Source organism: Anaerococcus sp. mt242 (genome assembly GCF_016798225.1).
Lineage (GTDB): Bacteria > Bacillota > Clostridia > Tissierellales > Peptoniphilaceae > Anaerococcus.
In genome coordinates this window covers 128,596-149,980 of sequence record NZ_JAEUYX010000002.1, presented here as the reverse complement: position 1 = coordinate 149,980, position 21,385 = coordinate 128,596, and the positions used below count along the sequence as shown (strand labels likewise).

Below are 21,385 nucleotides of genomic sequence, written 5' to 3'. Positions count from 1 at the left end.
AAATGAAAATAGAAGGTATAGTTACTAACATAATTTATAGAAATGAAGATAATGGCTACAATATTATTGTGGTTGAAACATCTGATTCTGATATAACTTGTGTTGGGACTATGCCTTTTTTTGATGAAGGGGATAATGTTGAAGTTAATGGTGAATTTGTTTATCATGATAAATATGGTGAACAAATTAACGTTTCTTCAATAAAACTTCTAAAGCCATCAGGCAGAGATGCTATAGTTAGCTACTTAGCAAATGCTAATATTAAAGGAATTGGTAAAAAAACAGCAATTCAGATTTATAATGAGTTTGGTGAAGATGCTATTGATATCGTATACAATGAACCTGATAAATTAGCGGTGATTACTGGGATTGGAAAGAAAAAAATAGATGATATCAAACTGACAGCAGAAGAAACAAGAGATTCTAGAAATACCATGCTGTATTTACAAAGCCTTAATATTTCATATAATCTTGCCATGAAGATATATAAATTTTATGGTGAGGATGCTATTGAAATTATAAAAACAAATCCTTATAAGCTGGTCGATGATATAAGTGGTATAGGATTTGCTATGGCTGATAATATGGCAAGAAATATGCAAATTGTATCAAATTCTGCTTTTAGAATATCAGCTGGTATAATCCATACCCTAAATTATGAGTCAGAATTTAATGGTCACACATCATTAAAAATGGATTATGTTGTCAAAAAAGTCTCCAAACTTTTAATGATAGACGAAGAGTATGTGGTTGAACAAATAAAAAACGACTCTTTAGCGGGTAAATTATATATTGTTTTAATAAATAATGAAGAATTTGTTTACAAAAATACTTTATATAAGGCTGAGAAATATATAGCTGTAGCATTAAAGCAGAAAAAAGAAAGTGAATATACTTTTGATGTAGAAATTAATGAAGATTTAAGTGTTTTTTCAGATGAACAACAAATAGCGATAAATGAAGCTTTCAAAAATATGTTGATGGTAATAACAGGGGGACCTGGAACTGGTAAAACAACAATTATTAACGCTATTAAAAAAATTCTAACAAAAAATAATTTAACATATGCAATGCTAGCCCCAACTGGTAGGGCCGCTAAAAGAATACAAGAATCAACAGGAGATGAAGCATATACTATACATAGACTACTTGGAATAAAACCTGATGAAAATATAGCTGAGTACAATGAAGAAAATCCAATTGATAAAGACTATATAATTGTAGATGAAGTGAGTATGGTAGATATTTATCTTATGAAGTCACTATTAAGTGCAATAGCACCTACTACTGCTCTAATTTTGGTTGGAGATAGTAATCAGTTACCATCAGTAGGACCAGGCAATATTTTATCTGATATCATAAATACAGGTATAAAAACGATTCGTCTTAAAAAAATATTTAGACAAGGTCTAGAATCAAACATTATTGTAAATGCTCACAAGATTAATAACGGGGAATACCCAATTGTAAATGAGTCAGGTAAAGATTTCTTTTTTATAGAAGCGGATAGGAATAATTTTACAAATATTCTTTCAAACTTAGTAAATCAAAGATTACCAAAATTTTATGGTTTTGATAAGATAAAAGATATTCAAATATTATGTCCTAGTAAAAAAACTCCTTGGGGTTCTACAAGTATTAATGAGAATATTCAGTCAGTATTAAATCCGTCTAAAAATGAAATTAAGATTAATGATAGGATTTTTAAATTGAATGATAAGGTTATGCAAATTCGAAACAATTATGACCTAGCTACAGAAAATTCCCTAACTAATACTGATGGCGTTTATAATGGTGATATTGGTTTTATAAACAAAATAGATAAGCAAGAAGAGAGTTTAGAAGTTGAATTTTATGATGGTTCACTTGTACATTATAAAAAAGAAGATATAAAAGATTTAGATTTATCGTATGCCATAACTATTCATAAGTCACAAGGATCTGAGTTTGATTGTGTAATTATACCAATGATGCAAGTTGCACCTATGTTATTGACACGTAATCTACTATATACTGGAGTAACTCGTGCAAAAAAATTAGTTGTTTTGGTAGGTGAAAAGAGAATCATAAAAAAGATGATAGATAATAATACATCTAATAAAAGATATACTAATTTAAGTTATTGGATAAATGAAATGGAGAATGTAGATAGTGATTGATTTTCTATTTTTGGATAAAAATATATGCTACAATTGCAAGAAAAATGAAATTGTAGCTCATTTTTTATGTAAGGATTGCCTTAAAAAATTGGATTACGTGGCCAATAAGTTTAGTATAGAAAATTATGATTGCCATGCAGTTTATTTTTATAATGAAGTTATGAGAAAATTAATTGCTGACTATAAATTTAATCGAAATACATCTTTAGCTAAGGTATTTTCAAGTATTGTTTACGATTATGCTAGAATTAATAATCTTTTTGACTGTGATTATATTTTGCCCTCTCCAAGTTCAAAATCTACTTTAAATAATAGGGGATTTGATCATATTAAAATGATTACCGATCATTTTATTGATGATGTAGCCTGTGAGTATCTTATGGATTTTAGAAAGATAAAAAATACCCAGGCCCAACATAATCTTGGAAAAGAAGATAGGGCGCTTAACTTAATAGATGCTTTTTCAATTGAAAAAGACTTAACAGAAAAAAGTGTTCTATTGATAGATGATTTAATAACTACGGGTAATACTGCGATGGAAATTATAAAAGTCTTAGAAAAAAACAATGTAAAAGAGGTGATAGTTTTAGCTATCACCTCTGAACGTAGGATTAATTAGATTGTAGCTGGTGTTCTAAAGAAGAAGTACCAGATTGCCCATAGAATTAATAGTAACAATACCCAGAACCACCAATTTGAATAGAAAGGTTTATCTTCTACACGATTATTTGTATTTTTTACCCCTCTATGTCTATCAGTGTGAGTTGTTGTGTTTCTATTGGAATCTTCACGTGTTGTAGTGCCTTCTGTATTTACTCTTTTATAATCAGATGTATCTACAGTTTCTGTATCATTAACAGCATTGAACTTGTTATTTTCGTTGAATTTATTATTTTTATTAAATTCATCAAAATCGTGTTCTACTTTAGTTTTTGCCTTGTTAAAATCATCTTTAACTTCAGCCTCAGCTTTGTTAAAGTCATTTTTTAAATGTGTTTTTGTAGTATCGTAATCATCTTTTATATTTTTCGCTGTGTGGTCAAAATCTTCTTTAAGATTTTCGCCTGCTTTATCAAATTCTTTTTTTACATTTTCAGTATTAAGATTGTCATTATTTCCAGATTCAAAAGTTCTTTTTTCATCAGTCATAATATTATCCTCCATTGTTTCTTATATTATAAAAATACCCAATAATATATCTTTTATTCACATATATTATTAGGTATTTATACTTATATATATAAAAAATTTATGCTAGAACTTCACTTGACTGAGACTCTTTCATATATTCGTATATTTTAATAGCTATCGCCATTTCGATTCTTTTTCTAAATAGATTGCACGAATATTCATGTGTTTTATTTATGTCACCATTGGCATTGTAGTTATTTGCAGCGCAACCACCAGAGCAATACATATTTGCCCAACAAGTTTTACATTCTTCTTTTGAGTAGCAGTTACAAGTTTTAAATTGTTCTACTAGATCATTTCTTACTATACCTTCATCAAGATTTCCTATTACAAAGTCATCATTTCCAACAAATTGGTGGCATGGATAAAGTGTACCAGTAGGGGTTACAGCCATATATTCTGTTCCCGATCCACATCCTGATAATCTTTTATGGGCACAAGGTCCATTTTCTAAGTCAATCATGTAATGGTAAAATATAAATTCATCATTGTTATCAATAGCTTCCATCATCATGTCAGCTAGTTTTTCGTATTGATCGTATAAAATTGGGAGATCTTCATCTTTAAGTGCGTAGTCAGATTCAGAGTTACCCACAACTGGCTCAAGAGATGTCCTTTTAAACCCAAGATCTAAATAAGTCTTTACATCATTAGTAAAATCTAGGTTATTTGCTGTATAAGTTCCACGCATATAGTATTCTTTGTCACCGCGCTTTTTGACAAAGTTTTGGAATTTTGGAACAACTGTTTCAAAAGAACCTTTACCACCAATAGTTTTTCTAAATTCATCATGGGTTTCTTTTCTACCATCTAAAGAAAGAACAACATTTTTCATATTTTCATTTAGATAATCAATTTTATCATCATCTAAAAGCATACCGTTTGTTGTAAGAGTGAAGTTAAAGTGTTTGTTGTGTTTTTCTTCAAGACTTCTTGCATAGGCAACTGTTTCAGTTACAACATCCCAATTCATTAGTGGCTCTCCACCAAAAAAGTCTACATCAAGGTTGTAATGTTTGCCAGAATTCGCAATTAAAAAGTCAATTGCTTCTTTTGCAGTTTCCTTTGTCATTATTGCATCAGGTCCGTGATATTTACCGCCCTTAGCAAAACAATACTCACATGATAGGTTACAAGTATGAGCTACGTTTAAGCAAATAGCTTTTACATTTGTAGGTCTTTTTGTAACATCAATAGCTAAATCAGAAAAGTTGTCTGTTGTAAATAACATACCTTCGTTTTCTAATTCTTGAACCTCATTGTAGGCTTCTTCAAATTGGTCATCTGAAAGATTGTATGTAGATAAGATATTTTTTATTTCTTCCTTAGAATGACCTTCATACAATGAGATAATTTCATAAGTAACATCATCAACAGCGTGGACAGCGCCACTATATGTATCTAAAACTATATTAAAGCCCTTGGCCTTATATTGGTGTATCATATATTCTCCTTAAAATGTGATAATAGTATTATACTAAATTGATAGGAAATAATAAAGAAAAAAAATAAGGGCCTGGCCCTTATTTTTCTTTTTTGCTAACGCACTCTTGGTTAGCTACTCCACAGCTAGTTTTGCAAGCTGATTGGCAAGATGTTTGGCATTCACCACATCCACCATTCTTTTTTGATTTATGGAGATTTCTTGTATTAAGTGTTACAATTCTTTGCATATGTATTCTCCTTTATGTACGTATTTATAATACGATTTTATAATAACAGTTTTAAGAAAAAAAGTCAATCAATTATTGATATTTCCTTATCAATATTTAATTCTATACCATTTTTTTGCATATCCTGAATATTTTTAATCAAATGACTATCTATTATTTCTCCAGGCACTATTAGTGGTATTCCTGGAGGATAGGCATAAACAAATTGACCTGAAATTTTTCCTAGTGATTTTAAAATATTAACATTACTTTTATTTTTTAAAAGCGCATCGCTAATATTAAATTCAATTTTTGGGATATTATATGAGAAATTTTTAATGTTATTTCCAAAATCAATTTTATTATCAATCTTAATCAAAGCTTTTTTTAATCTTTCAAAAGCATATTTTTTATCAAATATTGTTGAAATGAGTAGAGCATATGCAGGGTAAGACATTTCAATTTCTATTTTTTCATTTCTTAATAATTTCTGCAAGTCATTTCCATTTATATTTGAATGGGCTGTTGATATTAATATTTTAGACCTATCTTTATTTGGAACATCTATTATATCTAGATTTCTTAGTTGCAAATTATAAATATCATCTAAATTTTTTTCTAAGATTTCAAACATTCTGTAAAACTCATCAAATTTTTCAACCATCTCATCTATTGATTGCATAATAATATATGAGGGGGATGAACTTTGAAATATCGCCATATTTCTTTTGATTTCAGGGATGTATTTTTCATTATTTATTAATACACATGCTGCTGGTGTAAGTCCTGATAAATTTTTATGAAAAGATGTAATAGCAATATCAAATTTATCCGACCAATCTTTATTTAAAATTAAATGTGATCCGTGGGCTAGGTCTACAACTAAGGGTACATTTGCTTTTTGGCACTCATTATATATTTTTTCCAAATCCAAATTATATCCCTCGTATGATGGGGAAGTTACAACAACTGCAGCAAATTTTTTACTAGCAAGTTTATTTTTAAAATCATCAAAACCAATATCTATTACTGCATTATTTTCGCTTAGGATAACATCTATGTATGAAGACTCTAAATTATTAAGCTCGATTGCGTTATAAACAGCTTTGTGAGATGTACGTTCTATTAAAATATCTTTATTTTCATAAGTTAGAGCTCTAATAACAGATAGAATCCCACATGTAGAACCATTTGTTGAAATAATAGCTTTTTTTACCTTATATATATCTGCAATTCTATTTTCTAATTCCAATAATATATCTTTTGGATCATTTAGGTTATCAAATCCATCTATTTCTGTAAAGTCTCTTTGATATGGTAAATCATTTCTCAAAATATCAGTTCTTTTTGCCCCTGGCATATGAAAAGGATAGTAGTCATTTTTTAAATATTTATCTAATTTTTCATTTAACATAATTACTCCTAATGATACTTTACAATAGTATTTATAATTAACTAGAAAATTATGGTATAATCTATTTGGAGGATAGAATGGATTTAAAATCAACAATTAGAGTTATTGAAGGATATCCAATTGAGGGAGTATCTTTTAAGGACATTACAACATTATTAAAAGATAAAGAAGCTTTTAAGTATTCTTTAGACTTGTTAGAAGAAGGCCTAGAAGGATTAGAATTTGATTATATTTTAGGAATTGAATCTCGTGGATTTATATTTGGAGCACCTTTAGCTGATAGACTTGATAAAGGATTTGTACCTGTAAGAAAACCAGGCAAATTACCAGGTGAGATTGAAAAGATATCTTATGACCTTGAGTATGGAAATAACGAATTAGAAATGCATAAGGATGCGATTGGAAAAGGTGATAAGGTTATTATTATTGATGATCTTATAGCTACTGGTGGGTCTGCAAAAGCAGCTGCAAAGCTTGTCGAAACTTTAGGTGCAGAAGTTACTGCATTTGAGTTCCTAATTGAGCTTGAGGATTTAAATGGCAGAGAAGTTTTAAAGGACTACAATGTTATTTCATTAGTAAAATATGACCATTAATATGAGCCTTTTTTAAGGCTCTATTTTTATATATCCTAAGTCTATATTTAATATAGTTAACTTTTGTATAAACCTACTTGCACTTATAGATAGTGATAGTATAGTTTAATTAAGGTCAGAGATGGTCAAATAAATAATAAAATATTTAATAATTAAAACGATGGAGGCAATATGAAATATAGAGATTATTATGAAGTATTAGGGGTTGATAAAAAAGCAAGTGACACTGACATAAAAAAAGCTTATAGAAAACTTGCCAAAAAGTATCACCCAGACCTTCATCCAGATGATAAAGATGCAGCAGAAAAATTTAGTGAAATAAACGAAGCCTATGAGGTTTTATCAGATCCAAAAAAACGTAAAAAATATGATAAGTTTGGTAATAGTGCAAATTTCTCAGGTGGTCAAAACTTTGATCCTAGCGATTTTGGATTTGATTTTGGAAACTTCGGTGGTGGGTCTTACTCCTATACTACAGGTTCAGATAGTGGTTTTTCTGATTTTTTTGATGGACTATTTGGTGGCTTTGGTAGAAGTACTTACCAAAGAGCTGGATCACGTAGGGCATCAAGTACGACTAATGCAAAAAAGAAATCAACTATTGACACAAGAATTTTACTAAGCATAGATGAGGCTCAAAAAGGAGCTAATAAATCTGTTGCAGTTAAATACGATAATGAAATTAAAAATGTAGAAATTAACATACCAGCAGGTATAAAAAATAATAATAAAATAAAAGTAGATGGCTCAAAATATGGTATAAACGCTTATATTTTAGCTAAAATAATCATCAAAGATGAAGAAGATAGAAGGCTTGATGGAATAGATATTATCCAAAGAGAAAAAATATATCCATGGCAAGCTTATTTTGGTACAAAAAGAAAAGTAAATACTCCAGATGGTAGCTTGATGGTAACCATACCTGAAAAAGTAAATTCTGGTCAAAAGATAAGACTTAAAGGTTATGGATATAAAGATAGAAAAAATAATAAGGGTGATTTAATCCTAGAAATTATCATTGATAACCCAACAGAATTTAATGATGAAATGATAGACTTATATGAAAAATTAAATGAAATGGAGGGATAAATTATGGACTATAACAAATTTACACAAAAATCACTAGAAGCTATAAATAATGCCAATAGCTATGCAATTAAAAATAGTAATCCGGAAGTAAATGAAATACATTTAAATTATGCTTTAATAGAAAACTCTGATTCCATAGTTTCTCAAATCGTTAAGACTATGAAAGTAGATTTTGAAGCTTATAGAAATGAAATAAGAAATATGATGGATAGATTGCCACAAGCAAGTGGTGGATCTGACATTTATCCAACACAAACTCTTTCAAGAATATTACTAAAAAGTGAAGATGAAGCAGAAAATATGGGAGATAGTTTTGTATCTATGGAACATATTTTCCTTTCACTTTTAAATGAAAAAACACAAGTTAGTGATATAAATAAAAGATATGGCCTAAACTATAGAGAATTTAAAAATTCTATCGATAAGGTCAGGAAAGGTCAAAAAGTGACGACAGAAAATCCAGAAGAAACAAACAATCCGCTAGAAAAATTTGGTAGAGATCTTACCCAAGAAGCCAGAGAGGGAAAAATAGATCCTGTTATTGGCCGCGATAGTGAGATTAGAAATGCACTTAGAATTTTATCAAGACGTAAAAAAAATAACCCAGTATTAATTGGTAATCCTGGTGTTGGTAAGACTGCTATTGTAGAAGGGCTAGCACAAAGAATTGTAAATAACGACGTGCCAGAACCATTGCAAGGTAGAACAATTTTCTCACTAGATATGGGTGCATTAGTAGCAGGTGCAAAATACCGTGGTCAATTTGAAGAAAGACTTAAAGCAGTATTGGAAGAAGTTCAAAATTCAAATGGTCAAATAATAATGTTTATAGACGAAATTCATACCTTAGTAGGAGCTGGTAAGACTGAAGGTGCGATGGATGCGTCAAATATTATGAAACCAATGCTAGCACGTGGAGAAATAAAAGTTATAGGTGCAACAACTTTAAATGAATATAGAGAATATATCGAAAAAGATGGAGCGCTTGAAAGACGTTTCCAAAAGGTAATGGTAAACGAACCTACAGTTGAAGATACTATAAGTATTTTAAGAGGTATCAAAGATAAATACGAGATCTTTCATGGTATCCGCATCCAAGATAGCGCAGTAATTGCGGCTGCAGAATTATCTGATAGATATATTACAGATAGGTTTTTACCTGATAAGGCTATAGATCTTATGGATGAAGCATGTGCAACAGTTCGTACAGAAATAGACACTATGCCAACATATCTTGATGAACAAAAAAGAAAATTATTACAATTGCAAATTGAAATAACAGCTCTTAAAAAAGAAGAAGATGAATCATCTAAAGAAAGATTAACCATACTTGAAAAAGAGTTAGCAGACTTATCTGAAAAATATGATGAAGACTTCTTAAAATGGAAAGAACAAAAGTCATCAATCGATGATGTAAAAAATATCAAAGAAGAAATTGATAAAGTAAATAATGAAATTGAGCAAGCGGAGAGAAACTACGACTTCGAAAGACTTTCTGAACTTCGTTATGGAGCATTGCCAGCTTTAGAAGAAAAACTTGAAAAAGCAAGTGAACTTTCACAAAAAGATAATGAAGATGCTATAAAAGAACAAGTCACAGATGAGGATGTAGCAGATGTAGTTAGCAACTGGACAGGTATCCCTGTAAATAAGCTTGTAGAAAGTGAAAGAAGTAAAATACTAACTCTTCCTGAAAAATTGCACGAAAGAGTAATTGGCCAAGACCAAGCTATTACTGCAGTTTCAGATGCTATTATCAGAGCAAGATCTGGCCTAAAGGATGTTTCAAAACCAATTGGTTCATTTATTTTCCTAGGACCAACAGGAGTAGGTAAAACAGAACTAGCAAAAGCATTGTCAGAAGCTATGTTTGATGATGAAAATCACATGATAAGAATAGACATGTCAGAATACATGGAAAAATATTCTGTATCTAGATTAATTGGTGCTGCACCAGGTTATGTAGGATATGAAGAAGGTGGCCAGTTAACAGAAGCAGTACGTCGTATGCCTTATTCAGTAATATTATTTGATGAAATCGAAAAAGCCCATCCAGATGTATTTAATATATTATTACAAGTTTTAGATGATGGTAGACTCACAGATAGCATGGGTAGGACAGTAGATTTTAAAAATACAATCATAATCATGACATCAAATATTGGTAGTCAATATCTAATCGATGGTCTAAAAGATGATGGAACAATTGATGATGAAAATAAAAGTCTAGTAGAAAATTCATTAAGGGCATCATTTAAGCCAGAATTCTTAAACAGGATTGATGATATAGTTATGTTTAGCCCACTAACAAGTGACCAAGTTTATAATATCATTGACCTACAAATAAATGAAATTAGAAAAAGACTTAAAGATTTAAATATTGACCTAGAAATTACACCAGCTGCCAAAGAATATATCCTAGATCATTCTTATGATGTAGAATATGGTGCAAGACCGGTAAAAAGATATTTACAAACAAATGTAGAAACTAAGCTCGGTCGATTAATCATAGAAGGAAAAATAGGAGCAAAAAATACAGCTGTTTTAGATGTTGATGAAAATAAAGAATTAACATTTATAAAAAAATAAATAAATTTCAACCAAAAGAGATGTTTGGCTTTATTCCAACATCTCTTTTAGTATCCCTAGTTTTATAGTCAGATATACTATATATAGTATATACTTTTATTTGAAAACTATATATGGTATACTAACGAAAGTATAGGAGGGATAATATGTTACAAGTTGTAAAAAGAAATGGTGAAAAAGCTGATTTTAAAGAAGAAAAAATATCTGCTGCTATCCTTAAAGCTATGAATTCTCCCAGTGGAGTTTATATTAAGGATCAGCCAGAAGAAATAGCATCCACAATAAAAGAAAAATATAAGGCTAAAAGTGAGATCTCTATATATGATATTGAGGAAGCAGTTTATTATGAGCTGATTAGAAATAATAACCCTGCTACAGCAAGAGCATATGAATCTTATAAATCAATCCAAGCTTATAAAAGAAAACAAAATACATCTGACAATGATATCTTAGGATTACTCAATCAAACAAATGTTGATGTTATGGATGAAAATTCTAATAAAAATCCCTTAATAGCTTCCACTCAAAGAGATTTGATAGCTGGAGAGGTTGCAAAAGATATAGCAAAAAGGAAATTAATTCCAGCCCACTTAGTAGAAGCCCATGACTCTGGAGCTATACATATCCATGATTTAGACTATTTAATCCAACCAATTTTTAACTGCTGCCTAGTAGACATGAAAAATATGTTAGATGAAGGAACAGTTGTAAATGGAAAGTTGATAGAAAGTCCAAAGTCATTTCAAGTAGCTTGTAATGTGATGACACAAATCATTGCTCAAATTGCTTCCAATCAATATGGTGGCCAATCTATAAATATATCCTGCTTAAGTCCATATTTAAAAAAATCTTATGATAAAAATTTAAGACTAGCCAAAGAAACTTTAGCAAGCGAAGATCAAGCTTTAGCTATGGCTTCTGCAATGACTCAAAAAGATTTAGAATCAGGTATACAAACTATCCAATATCAAATAAATACTCTTATGACTAGCAATGGTCAGGCTCCTTTTGTGACCTTATTTATGCACACAGATGAAAATGATCCATACCTAGAGGAAACAGTAAAGATAATAGAAGAAATCTTAAAGCAAAGAATCAAGGGCATTAAAAACGAAGCAGGGGTATATGTTACTCCAGCCTTTCCAAAATTAATTTATGTTTTAGATGAAAACAATATAAAAGAAGATAGTAAATACTATTCGCTTACTAATCTTGCTGGAGAGTGCACTGCAAAAAGAATGTATCCGGATTACATATCTGCTAAAGAAATGAAAAAAAACTATGAAGGGAATGTATTTTCTCCTATGGGATGTAGAGCCTTTCTTCCACCATATAAAGATGAAAATGGCAAATATAAATTTGATGGAAGATTTAATATGGGTGTCTGCACTATAAATCTTCCTCAAATTGGTATCTTAGCTAAAAATGATGAAAAAAAATTTTTTGAGATATTAGAAAAAAGATTAGATCTTGTAAAAGAAGTAGGTCTTTTAAGATATCATCACTTATCAAAAGTTACAAGCGATAGCTCACCAATCCATTTTCAACATGGAGCTATAGAAAGGTTACCAAAACACACACCGATAAAACCACTACTTGAAAATGGTTACGCTACAGTAACCATAGGTTATATTGGTATTTATGAAGCAAGTAAACTTGTAACAGGTAAATCCCACACCAGCAATGAGGGAAAAGAATTCGCTCTAAAAATTATGAAACTTTTAAATGAGAAAAAAGAAAAATGGAGCGAAGAATACAATATTGCTTTTGCAGTTTATGGAACACCTGCTGAAAGTCTTACCCATAGATTTGCTAGTATTGATAAGGATAGATTTGGAGAAATAGAAGATATAACTGATAAGGGTTATTATACAAATTCTTTCCATGTAGATGTTAGAGAAGAAATATCAGTTTTTGATAAATTTGACTTTGAAGCAGAATTTCAGTCCTTATCTACTGGGGGTTGTATTTCATATGCAGAAATTCCAAATATGACAGCTAATATTGATGCTATAATGACTATGATTAAATATATTTACGATCACATCCAATACGCTGAATTTAATACCAAGCTTGATTATTGTAATGAATGTGGTTTTGATGGAGAAATACTATTAAACGAAAAAAATGAATGGTACTGCCCAAATTGTGGTAATAAAGATAGAAATTCTCTTACTGTAGTTAGAAGAACTTGCGGTTATCTGGGTGAAAATTTTTGGAATGAAGGAAGGACAAAGGAAATTAAGGCTAGGGTACTGCATATATGAATTACGCACAAATAAGAAAATATGATATTGCAAATGGTCCTGGAATTAGAACTAGTATTTTCGTAACTGGATGTAGTATAAATTGTAAAAATTGTTTTAATAAAGAATATCAAAATCCTAACTTTGGAAAAGTCTGGACTGATCAAACTACTAATGAAGTAATAAGTTATCTAAAAAGAGATGAAATAAGCGGGCTAACAATCTTAGGAGGAGAGCCATTTGAAAGTGCTCATGAACTAACAGATATAGTTAGAGTAATAAAAACTCAAGTTAATAAAGAAATTTGGATATACTCAGGATATAGCTTTGAGAATTTGATTGCAAATAAAATCCAAAAAGATTTACTAAAAGAAATTGACGTACTAGTGGATGGTCCATTTATCGAATCTAAAAAAGATTTAAAATTAAGATTTCGTGGATCATCTAATCAAAGAATTATAGATGTAAAAAATAGTCTTATAAATAATGACATTGTCCTTTTAAATGGGTATTAATAATTTATAAAATATTTAGGAGGAATAATGAATAATAGATATCAAAAAAGAAGTGGGTTTGGTGTTGTTGGAGGCATTTTAGTAGTACTTGCTCTAATATTATTTCTAACAGTACCAACCTATAACAGGCTAGCAGGTAGCCGTGAAAATGTAAATGAAGCTTATGCACAAGTACAAAATGTAGTACAAAGAAGGGCAGACCTTATTCCAAACTTAGTAAATACTGTTAAGGGATATTCAGATTATGAAGGTGAAACTTTAACTAAAATTACTGAGGCTCGCTCAGGAATCAATAATGCAGAATCTCCAAAAGAATTAGCTGATGCTAACGAGCAATTGACACAAGCTGTTCGTGAGATGAATGTAGTAGTTGAAAATTATCCAGAACTAAAGGCAAACACTCAGTATACTCAATTAATGGATGAGTTAGCTGGTTCTGAAAATAGAATTTCTGTAGAACGCGGTAACTATAACCAAGCTGTTAAAGAATACAATTCAGATTTAAAAAAATTCCCTACAAATCTTATTGCAGGATTTACAGGATACAAAGAGGCTGAATATTTCCAAGCTAGTGAAAGTGCTCAAGAAGCACCAAAAGTTGACTTTAATCAAAATAACAAATAGGAGGTTTTATGAAAAAGGGGAAGATATTTAAATTTAACCTTATATTTTGCTTATTAATCTTCCTTTTTCCTCTTATATCTTTTGCAGATCTACCATCTGCACCAAGTAGTTTTTACCTAGATGAACTAGGTATGCTAGATATGGAAACTAAGGAAAATATAACCAAAACTAACAGAGAGCTGGAGCAAAAAACTGGTTCTCAAATAATGATTGCAACAATTAAAAATCCAGATGGTTTGCCAGCAAGTGATTTAGGACCCAAAATATTTAATAAATGGCACATAGGTGATCAAAATAAAAAAAATGGAGTTCTAATCCTTATTACTGAAGATGATTTGAATGATAAAAAAGAAATTTTTATCTCAACTGGCTATGGTATAGAAGGCAGACTAAATGACGGTAAAGTTGGTAGAATTATTGATAATTTTATGTATGATGACTTACAAAAGGGCAATTATTCTAAAGCAATTAATGAAGGATTTAATGCAATAGTTGCGGAAGTTGTTGATGAATATGAAATATCTCTTGATGGGAATTATGACTATTATTTAGATATGAATAGCCAGTCATATTCAGGTGGCATTAGCCTAGGAACACTGTTTTTATATCTAATTATATTTATAATAATGTCTAGATTAACAACAAAAATGAATTTCTATGGAGGAAATACTTCTAGATATTACAGAAATAATCCAACATTTAGGGGATACCCTAGATATAGAAGAAGATATTTTGATGACCCATGGAGTTCTAGTAGCTGGACTGGTGGATCTTCTTCATCATTTGGTGGATCATCTGGTAGCTCTTATTCTGGTGGATTTACTGGTGGTGGAGGAAGCACCGGCGGCGGTGGAGCTGGTAGAAGTTTTTAAGGAGATAGAATGTACGGATATTTAGCAAGTCATTTTTTTAATGATGCTATGTATAAATGGACTGAAAATTTAGCAAAATATATAGAAGAAAATACTAAATTAGATTTATATGTACCTCAAAGAAATGCTGATATAAATGATAAGAAAAACAATGATGATATAATCACAGATATTAAAATTTCTCAAGCTGATACTGCTGAACTGAAAAAAGCAAATATTTTAATAGCCTGTCTAGATGGACTTAGTATAGATGATGGTGTAGCTGGAGAAATCATGGCTCATGGAGTCATGAGAGAGTTTGAAAAAGAAAATAATATTGACTTTCCAAGAATGATTATAGGAATTATTACTGACATGAGATATCTGGGAACTGGTGAAAATAAACTATATCGAAATCTTATGATAGTAGGAAAAGTAAAAGAACATGGTCATTTAGTAATTGGTTATCCTGGAGATGAAAGCTATTTGGAAGAAATCGTAAAATTAATAAATGATTTTATAAATCAAAATAATTAAGCTCTAAGAAAATCCTAGAGCTTTTTATATGCATATTTTGTTATTTTTGGTATTAGTAATATTAAAACTACAGCGTTAATTCCTGCTTCAAAAGCATCTTTTATAAAATTACGTACAACATAAAATATATATGGGTTGGAATATAAATTAGTTAGCCAAAAAGAATCGAGCAGTAGTCGTACACCTATGAACACAAATATACAACTTGTGAGGCATATCCAGTCGAGTTTATTTTTAAAATCTCTTTTAAATAAATTATAGGATATAAAACCTGGTACAGCACCGATCAAGATACTACTTAAAGTGAAACCAGGATGAAAAACCCCGTCTGGCTTCATCAACATTCCAACAACATCTGCTACACCACCAGTTATGCCCCCAGCTAAAGGACCATATAAAATCCCCGCCATAATGGTAGGCAAGTAACCTAAACCTATTTTTGTGCTAGAAAAAATAGTTATAGTTAGAAATCTTCTAAAAATAACTGTTAAAGCAGCAAAAATAGACATCTTAGTGAGCATATTAACAGTAATCTTATTTTTCATTTTTTCCCCTTTCTATCAGAGGCAGCGGTTGCGATAGAAAATCATAGCCTATAGCTTCGTTTAAGAACAACAACCCATTTCTTAACACTTAATGCTTCCTATCTACTCTGATAATAATATGATATCATATTTATATATAAAAATCAGTAGAGGAAATTATGTTAAGTAAAGAATTTTTTAGTAGAGATACTTTAACGGTTGCTAAGGACCTATTAGGAAAAGTAATAGTAAAAAAAGATAATGGAATTATATATAGAGCAAAGATTGTAGAAACTGAAGCTTATCTTGGGATAGAGGATAGAGCTGCCCATACATTTGGAGATAGAAAAACGGATAGAAATAAAATAATGTATGAAGATGCAGGTACTATTTATGTATATCAAACATATGGTATTCATTTTATGCTTAATTTTGTTACTCAGGATAAAAATATTCCAGAGGCAGTTTTAATAAGAGCAGTAGAACCCTTAAATCAATTTGATAATATTAGCAAAAATAGATTTGGTAAATATTTTGATGATTTATCGGCATATCAAAAGAAAAATCTTACTAATGGTCCTGGAAAACTTACAAAAGCTTTAAGTATAGATAAAAGTTTAAATGGCAAAGATTTATTTGACCAATCATTTTATGTTGAAGATGATGATAGTATTTTTGATATAATTATTGATAAAAGAATAGGCATAGATTATTCTAAAGAAGCAATTGATTATCCATACAGATTTTATATAAAAGATAATTCTTATGTTTCTGTGTTAAAAAAATAAAGATTACTTTTGTAATCTTTATTTTATGTCTATTTTAAAACCTTGACTTAATAAGGTTTCAAACATTTTATTTCTATTAGCTATTGGTGTTCCTTGTTTTTTGGGTATTTGTGCTGAGAATGAGTCTACTCTTCTATTTGCATCTCTTAAATCGTAATAGGTAGTCATTTCCTTATCATAATCAGCAATAGTTTTGTTGTAATTGTCAAATATTTTATATGAATTTTCAAATGTCTTAACGCTCATATCCATTCTTGGTTTTAGTTGTGGTGCTTGATTTGGAATTCCAAATCCTAATCCAACTGCTGGATATGTTAATTGAGGTAGATTTAGGATATCTATTACATTTTTTGTATCATTATGGATATTTCCGAAATAATTTACTCCAAAACCTAGGCTTTCTGCTGCAACTGTAACATTTTGTGCTGCTATTATACAATCTGTAAGACCTTGAATAAATCTATCAAAACCTAACATCTCATCATTTTCTTGGCCGTTTTCTTTTGCAATACTATAATTTCTAAACAAATCTACTACAAATATCCACAAATGAGGTGCACGCGCCATATATTCTTGAAGCCCGTTTTTTGCTAACTTATCTTTTAAATCTTGGTCTGTAACTTCAATGATAGTACAAAATTGCATACCATTACTAGTAGGAGCCATGTTCGCCACTTCTAGTAAATTATCAATGACGCTTTGGTCTAGTTTTTCATCTTTAAACTCTCTTATAGTTCTATGATTAAGTTGATTTTTAATTGTTTCGTTCATAATAACTCCTTATCTTCATAAAAGTTTATACCCTAATTAGTAGTATAATAAGAAAAGGTGATTAAATGTTAGTTAGAATTTCAGTTAGAAACCTTATTGAATTTGTAATGCGATCTGGAGATATTGACAATAGATTTCGTGATAATGCTAGAATGATTGAAGGCATCAGAGCGCATCAAGCAATTCAAAAAAAATATGGTGCTAATTATAAAAGTGAATATTCTTTAAAAAATTCTACAATTATAGATGATGTAGAGTTTATAGTTGAGGGTAGAGCAGATGGCTTGCTTAAAGAAAAAGATGGATTTGTAATAGATGAAATCAAATCGACAAGTAGAATGCTTTCAGAAATTGATGGCACAAATAAATTACACTGGGCACAAGCTAAATGCTACGCTTACTTTTATGCTCTAGATAATAATTTAGAAAATATGAGTATCACACTTACATATGTAAGTGTGGAAGATTATTCTACAATCATATTCAAAGAATCATTTAGCTTTGATGAGCTTAAAGATTTTTATTACAGCTTATTAAACGAATATCTAAATTTTTCGAAAATATTAGCAAGAAATTTATCAAAAAGAAATCAGACTATCAAAGAATTAGACTTTCCTTATAAAGAATACCGTAAGGGGCAGAGAAAGATGGCTGTAGCAGTTTATAAATCAATTTTAGATGAGAAAAAATTATTTGTAGATGCACCTACAGGTATTGGCAAAACAATCTCAACAGTTTTTCCATCTGTAAAATCAATGGGAGAAGATTTAACCGATAAAATCTTTTATCTAACTAGCAAAAGTACACAAGCAAATGAAGCTTTAAAATCAATTTATATTCTAAAGAATCAAGGCTTATTTATAAAAGCACTATCAATAACTTCAAAAGAAAAAATATGCTTAAATGATGAAGTAAAATGTAATCCTATAGATTGTCCATTCGCAAGGGGGCATTTTGATAGGGTAAATGATGCTTTAAAAGACATAATTGATAGTGAAGAAATAATGGACTTTTCAACTATAACTTCTTATGCAGAAAAGCATAGAGTTTGCCCATTTGAGTTAGAACTTGATATTTCATCCTATGCAGATTTTATAATTTGTGATTATAATTACGTATTTAATCCAAATACATATCTAAAAAGATTTTTTGATGAAGTAATTGATAGATATGTTTTTTTAATAGATGAATCTCATAATTTGGTAGAGAGAGCTCGTGATATGTACGGCTTTTCTTTTAACGATGAACGTTTTAAAGAAATATCTAAAAAACTAGATAATAAAAAGCAAAAAAACATTATAAAATACTGCGATGAAATAATAGATACCTTTGATCAACTTTATGCTAAATATGGTAAGAAGCTTTATTATTATCAGGAAAATCAAATCGAAGATTTTGATAAAAAATTTATAAAACTTTTAAAACCTCTGCAAAAATATTTGGTAGAAGAACATGATGATGAAAATTATGATGAGCTACTAAATTTATTTTTTGATATTAATAAATTTTTAAAGATAGGAGAATACTATACAAAAGGTTTTTATTCTGTGATTTCTTATGATGAAGATTATGATCAGATTATCTTTGAAATTAAGTGCATAGATCCCTCCATGGTTTTATCAAGTACTTATAAAAATGCAAGATCTGTTATTTTCTTTTCAGCCACACTTTCTCCCATGATTTATTTTACTAAAATATTGGGTGCCGATGATAGTTTAAAACTTAGACTTGATATGCCTTTTGATGAAAAAAACTTTGCTTTGTTTAATCGCGAGATTAGCACAAGATATAGGGATAGGAATAATAATTTAGTTTTTGTTAGTGAAGCTATCAATGAATTTATTAATTCAAAAAAAGGAAATTATTTTATATTTTTCCCGTCCTATTCATATTTAGAAGATGTATACGAGGATTACAAAACACGTTTTGATGATGAAATAGTAATCCAAGATAGGTTTATGAATGAAAAGGATACTAAGAAATTTTTAAAACAATTTGATAAAGACTCACAAAAAACTGCTTTTGTAGTTTTAGGAGGCATATTTTCCGAAGGTGTTGATTTAATTGGTGATAGATTAATCGGATCAATGATTATTTCAGTAGGTATGCCAGGTGTAAGTAATGAAAGAAATTTAATTAAAACTCATTTTGATAAACTTGGAGAAAATGGTTTTGATTATTCATATACTTTTCCTGGATTAAACAAAGTTTACCAGGCTGCAGGTAGGGTTATCAGAAGTGAAAATGATAAGGGGATTATCTATCTGCTTGATGACAGATTTAATAGTTATAAATATAAAAGCATGTATCCTAAACATTGGAAAAACAATGGAATTAAATTAGTAAATGAAAAAAGTGATTTCGATATAGAAGCTGAGAAATTTTGGGAGGATGTAGGTGAGAAAGAATAAAAATACTAATGTTAAAATTAATGAAGTAAAATATCCAAATATTTCAATTGGAACCGATGAAAATGAAAATATAATTGAATTTAAGGGTGGTGTACTAGGACAGACTTGTAAGGTTAAAATTACAAGAAATAGAAAAGATTACAAAAAAGGAAAGTATATAGAGCTAGTAGAACATTCTCCCTTAGAAAATAGTAGAGATTTTTGCCCTCAAGCTGACATATGTGGAGGATGTGCATATCAAAGAATGCCATATGAAACAGAGCTAATGCTAAAACAGGACATGATAAAAAAATTATTAGCTGAAAACAATATTACTTATGAAGGTGATATACCAATAAATAGATCCCCAATAACTGAAGGATTTAGAAACAAAATGGAATACACCTTTGGAGATGCTTATAAGGGAGGAGAACTAATATTAGGTCTGCATAGGCAAAATAGATTCTATGAAATTGTGGATACGATTGATTGTAATGTAATAGATAGTGATTTTAATAAAATCAGAAGTGCAGTACAAAAATATTTCCGTGAAAAAAACACTAGTTTTTATCATAAATCAAGACGAGAAGGACTTTTACGACACTTTATAATTAGAAAAGCACATAGGACAGGTGAAATCATGTGTATACTAGTTACTACAAGTGATGAAAGCTTCGATGAGATGAGAAAAACATTATTTGTAAACTTCTTAAAAAATTTAAACCTAGATGGTCAAATAGTATCAATTTTTCATGTTACAAATGATTCAGTTGCTGATGCTGTAATACCTGAAAAAATTGATCTTATTTTTGGAAAAGACCATATTACAGAAGAAATGTTAGGATTAAAATTTAACATATCTCCATTTTCATTTTTTCAACCAAATGTATTTACAGCAGAAAAGCTTTATCAAAAAGCCTTTGAATTTGCAAAAATAGATGATTCTATGAATGTACTTGATTTATACTCAGGTACTGGGACCATTACTCAAGTTATGGCTAGTGTTGCAAAACAAGCCACTGGTATTGAAATAGTAGATGAGGCAGTAGAAAAAGCATACGAAAATGCCAAATTAAATGAAATTAAAAATATAAATTTCTTATGTGGAGATGTACTTGAACAGATTGAGAATGTTAAGGGAGATTATGATGTAGTTATCCTAGACCCTCCAAGAGCAGGTATTAGTCCAGAACCCTTAGAAAAAATTTTAAAACTTAATCCTAAAAAGTATGTTTATATCTCTTGTAATCCAAAGACACAGGTAGAAAACTTAAAAACTTTTTTAGATAATGGATATAATATAAAAAACTATGAAATCTTTGACCAATTTCCAAATTCTAGGCATCTAGAAACTATTTGCTTATTAACTAATGAGTAAAATTTTAAAATAATTTGAGTAAACTATTTCAATCTAAATTTATAGGGTAATTATTAATAAAGCAAATTAAA

General features: G+C 29.8%; 19 protein-coding genes and 1 riboswitch. Of the genes, 13 read left to right on the top strand and 6 right to left on the bottom strand.

Going from position 1 to position 21,385, the window contains the following annotated elements; translation table 11 throughout:
* Positions 1-2: 2 nt before the first annotated feature.
* Both recD2 and JNO63_RS01880 read left to right on the top strand, forming a co-directional pair.
* Positions 3-2,159 (top strand): SF1B family DNA helicase RecD2, encoded by a 2,157-nt coding sequence (gene recD2, locus JNO63_RS01885; protein ID WP_203126666.1) that lies wholly within the window; start codon positions 3-5, stop codon positions 2,157-2,159.
* Positions 2,152-2,778, top strand: a complete 627-nt coding sequence (locus JNO63_RS01880) for a phosphoribosyltransferase family protein (protein WP_203126664.1) — start codon at positions 2,152-2,154, stop codon at positions 2,776-2,778. The genes recD2 and JNO63_RS01880 overlap by 8 nt, the downstream gene beginning before the upstream one ends.
* Here JNO63_RS01880 and JNO63_RS01875 read toward each other — a convergent pair.
* The 4 genes from JNO63_RS01875 to JNO63_RS01860 form a co-directional block, all read right to left on the bottom strand.
* Positions 2,775-3,308 carry a hypothetical protein gene (locus JNO63_RS01875; protein ID WP_203126662.1) on the bottom strand — a complete coding sequence of 178 codons (534 nt, stop codon included), beginning with the start codon at positions 3,306-3,308 and terminating at the stop codon, positions 2,775-2,777. The two genes, JNO63_RS01880 and JNO63_RS01875, sit on opposite strands and share 4 nt — an antisense overlap.
* Positions 3,309-3,408: 100 nt before the next feature.
* Positions 3,409-4,794: a thioether cross-link-forming SCIFF peptide maturase gene (scfB, locus tag JNO63_RS01870; RefSeq protein WP_203126653.1), complete on the bottom strand. Its 1,386-nt coding sequence runs from the start codon at positions 4,792-4,794 to the stop codon at positions 3,409-3,411.
* Positions 4,795-4,873: 79 nt separating this feature from the next.
* Positions 4,874-5,023: a six-cysteine ranthipeptide SCIFF gene (gene scfA / locus JNO63_RS01865; protein ID WP_203126650.1), complete on the bottom strand. Its 150-nt coding sequence runs from the start codon at positions 5,021-5,023 to the stop codon at positions 4,874-4,876.
* A 64-nt stretch (positions 5,024-5,087) separates the two neighbouring features.
* Positions 5,088-6,416: an aminotransferase class V-fold PLP-dependent enzyme gene (locus tag JNO63_RS01860; protein WP_203126649.1), complete on the bottom strand. Its 1,329-nt coding sequence runs from the start codon at positions 6,414-6,416 to the stop codon at positions 5,088-5,090.
* Between the two features lie 77 nt (positions 6,417-6,493).
* Here JNO63_RS01860 and JNO63_RS01855 point away from each other — a divergent pair, with 77 nt between their 5' ends.
* From JNO63_RS01855 to JNO63_RS01820, 8 genes are all read left to right on the top strand, one after another.
* Entirely contained in the window at positions 6,494-7,012 is a 519-nt protein-coding gene (locus JNO63_RS01855; RefSeq protein WP_203126648.1) for an adenine phosphoribosyltransferase, read from the top strand.
* Positions 7,013-7,183: 171 nt separating this feature from the next.
* Positions 7,184-8,101 carry a DnaJ domain-containing protein gene (locus JNO63_RS01850; RefSeq protein WP_203126646.1) on the top strand — a complete coding sequence of 306 codons (918 nt, stop codon included), beginning with the start codon at positions 7,184-7,186 and terminating at the stop codon, positions 8,099-8,101.
* Between the two features lie 3 nt (positions 8,102-8,104).
* Entirely contained in the window at positions 8,105-10,690 is a 2,586-nt protein-coding gene (gene clpB / locus JNO63_RS01845; protein WP_203126644.1) for an ATP-dependent chaperone ClpB, read from the top strand.
* Between the two features lie 146 nt (positions 10,691-10,836).
* A complete protein-coding gene (nrdD, locus tag JNO63_RS01840) occupies positions 10,837-12,957 on the top strand; it encodes an anaerobic ribonucleoside-triphosphate reductase (protein WP_203126641.1) in 2,121 nt (706 codons plus the stop codon).
* Entirely contained in the window at positions 12,954-13,451 is a 498-nt protein-coding gene (gene nrdG / locus JNO63_RS01835; protein WP_203126639.1) for an anaerobic ribonucleoside-triphosphate reductase activating protein, read from the top strand. Before nrdD ends, nrdG begins: the two co-directional genes overlap by 4 nt.
* A 27-nt stretch (positions 13,452-13,478) precedes the next feature.
* Positions 13,479-14,075, top strand: coding sequence for a LemA family protein (locus tag JNO63_RS01830; RefSeq protein WP_203126638.1), 597 nt, complete (start codon positions 13,479-13,481; stop codon positions 14,073-14,075).
* An 8-nt stretch (positions 14,076-14,083) separates the two neighbouring features.
* Entirely contained in the window at positions 14,084-14,947 is an 864-nt protein-coding gene (locus JNO63_RS01825; protein WP_203126637.1) for a TPM domain-containing protein, read from the top strand.
* A 9-nt stretch (positions 14,948-14,956) separates the two neighbouring features.
* Positions 14,957-15,463, top strand: coding sequence for a nucleoside 2-deoxyribosyltransferase (locus tag JNO63_RS01820; protein ID WP_203126636.1), 507 nt, complete (start codon positions 14,957-14,959; stop codon positions 15,461-15,463).
* A 14-nt stretch (positions 15,464-15,477) separates the two neighbouring features.
* Here JNO63_RS01820 and JNO63_RS01815 read toward each other — a convergent pair whose 3' ends face one another.
* A complete protein-coding gene (locus JNO63_RS01815; RefSeq protein WP_203126635.1) occupies positions 15,478-16,008 on the bottom strand; it encodes a folate family ECF transporter S component in 531 nt (176 codons plus the stop codon).
* Between the two features lie 20 nt (positions 16,009-16,028).
* A riboswitch (THF riboswitch) is annotated at positions 16,029-16,120 on the bottom strand.
* Positions 16,121-16,166: 46 nt separating this feature from the next.
* Between JNO63_RS01815 and JNO63_RS01810 the strand changes: the two genes are divergently transcribed.
* Positions 16,167-16,775: a DNA-3-methyladenine glycosylase gene (locus JNO63_RS01810; RefSeq protein ID WP_203126634.1), complete on the top strand. Its 609-nt coding sequence runs from the start codon at positions 16,167-16,169 to the stop codon at positions 16,773-16,775.
* An 18-nt stretch (positions 16,776-16,793) separates the two neighbouring features.
* Here the strand turns inward: JNO63_RS01810 and JNO63_RS01805 are convergent, their stop codons facing one another.
* On the bottom strand, positions 16,794-17,546 hold the full coding sequence (locus JNO63_RS01805) for a nitroreductase family protein (protein WP_203126633.1): 753 nt from the start codon (positions 17,544-17,546) through the stop codon (positions 16,794-16,796).
* A 65-nt stretch (positions 17,547-17,611) separates the two neighbouring features.
* Here JNO63_RS01805 and JNO63_RS01800 point away from each other — a divergent pair, with 65 nt between their 5' ends.
* Positions 17,612-19,957: an ATP-dependent DNA helicase gene (locus JNO63_RS01800; protein ID WP_203126631.1), complete on the top strand. Its 2,346-nt coding sequence runs from the start codon at positions 17,612-17,614 to the stop codon at positions 19,955-19,957.
* The gene (gene rlmD, locus JNO63_RS01795; protein ID WP_203126629.1) at positions 19,944-21,314 is read left to right on the top strand and encodes a 23S rRNA (uracil(1939)-C(5))-methyltransferase RlmD; all 1,371 of its coding nucleotides are present in this window, start codon (positions 19,944-19,946) and stop codon (positions 21,312-21,314) included. The genes JNO63_RS01800 and rlmD overlap by 14 nt, the downstream gene beginning before the upstream one ends.
* Positions 21,315-21,385 lie beyond the last annotated feature (71 nt).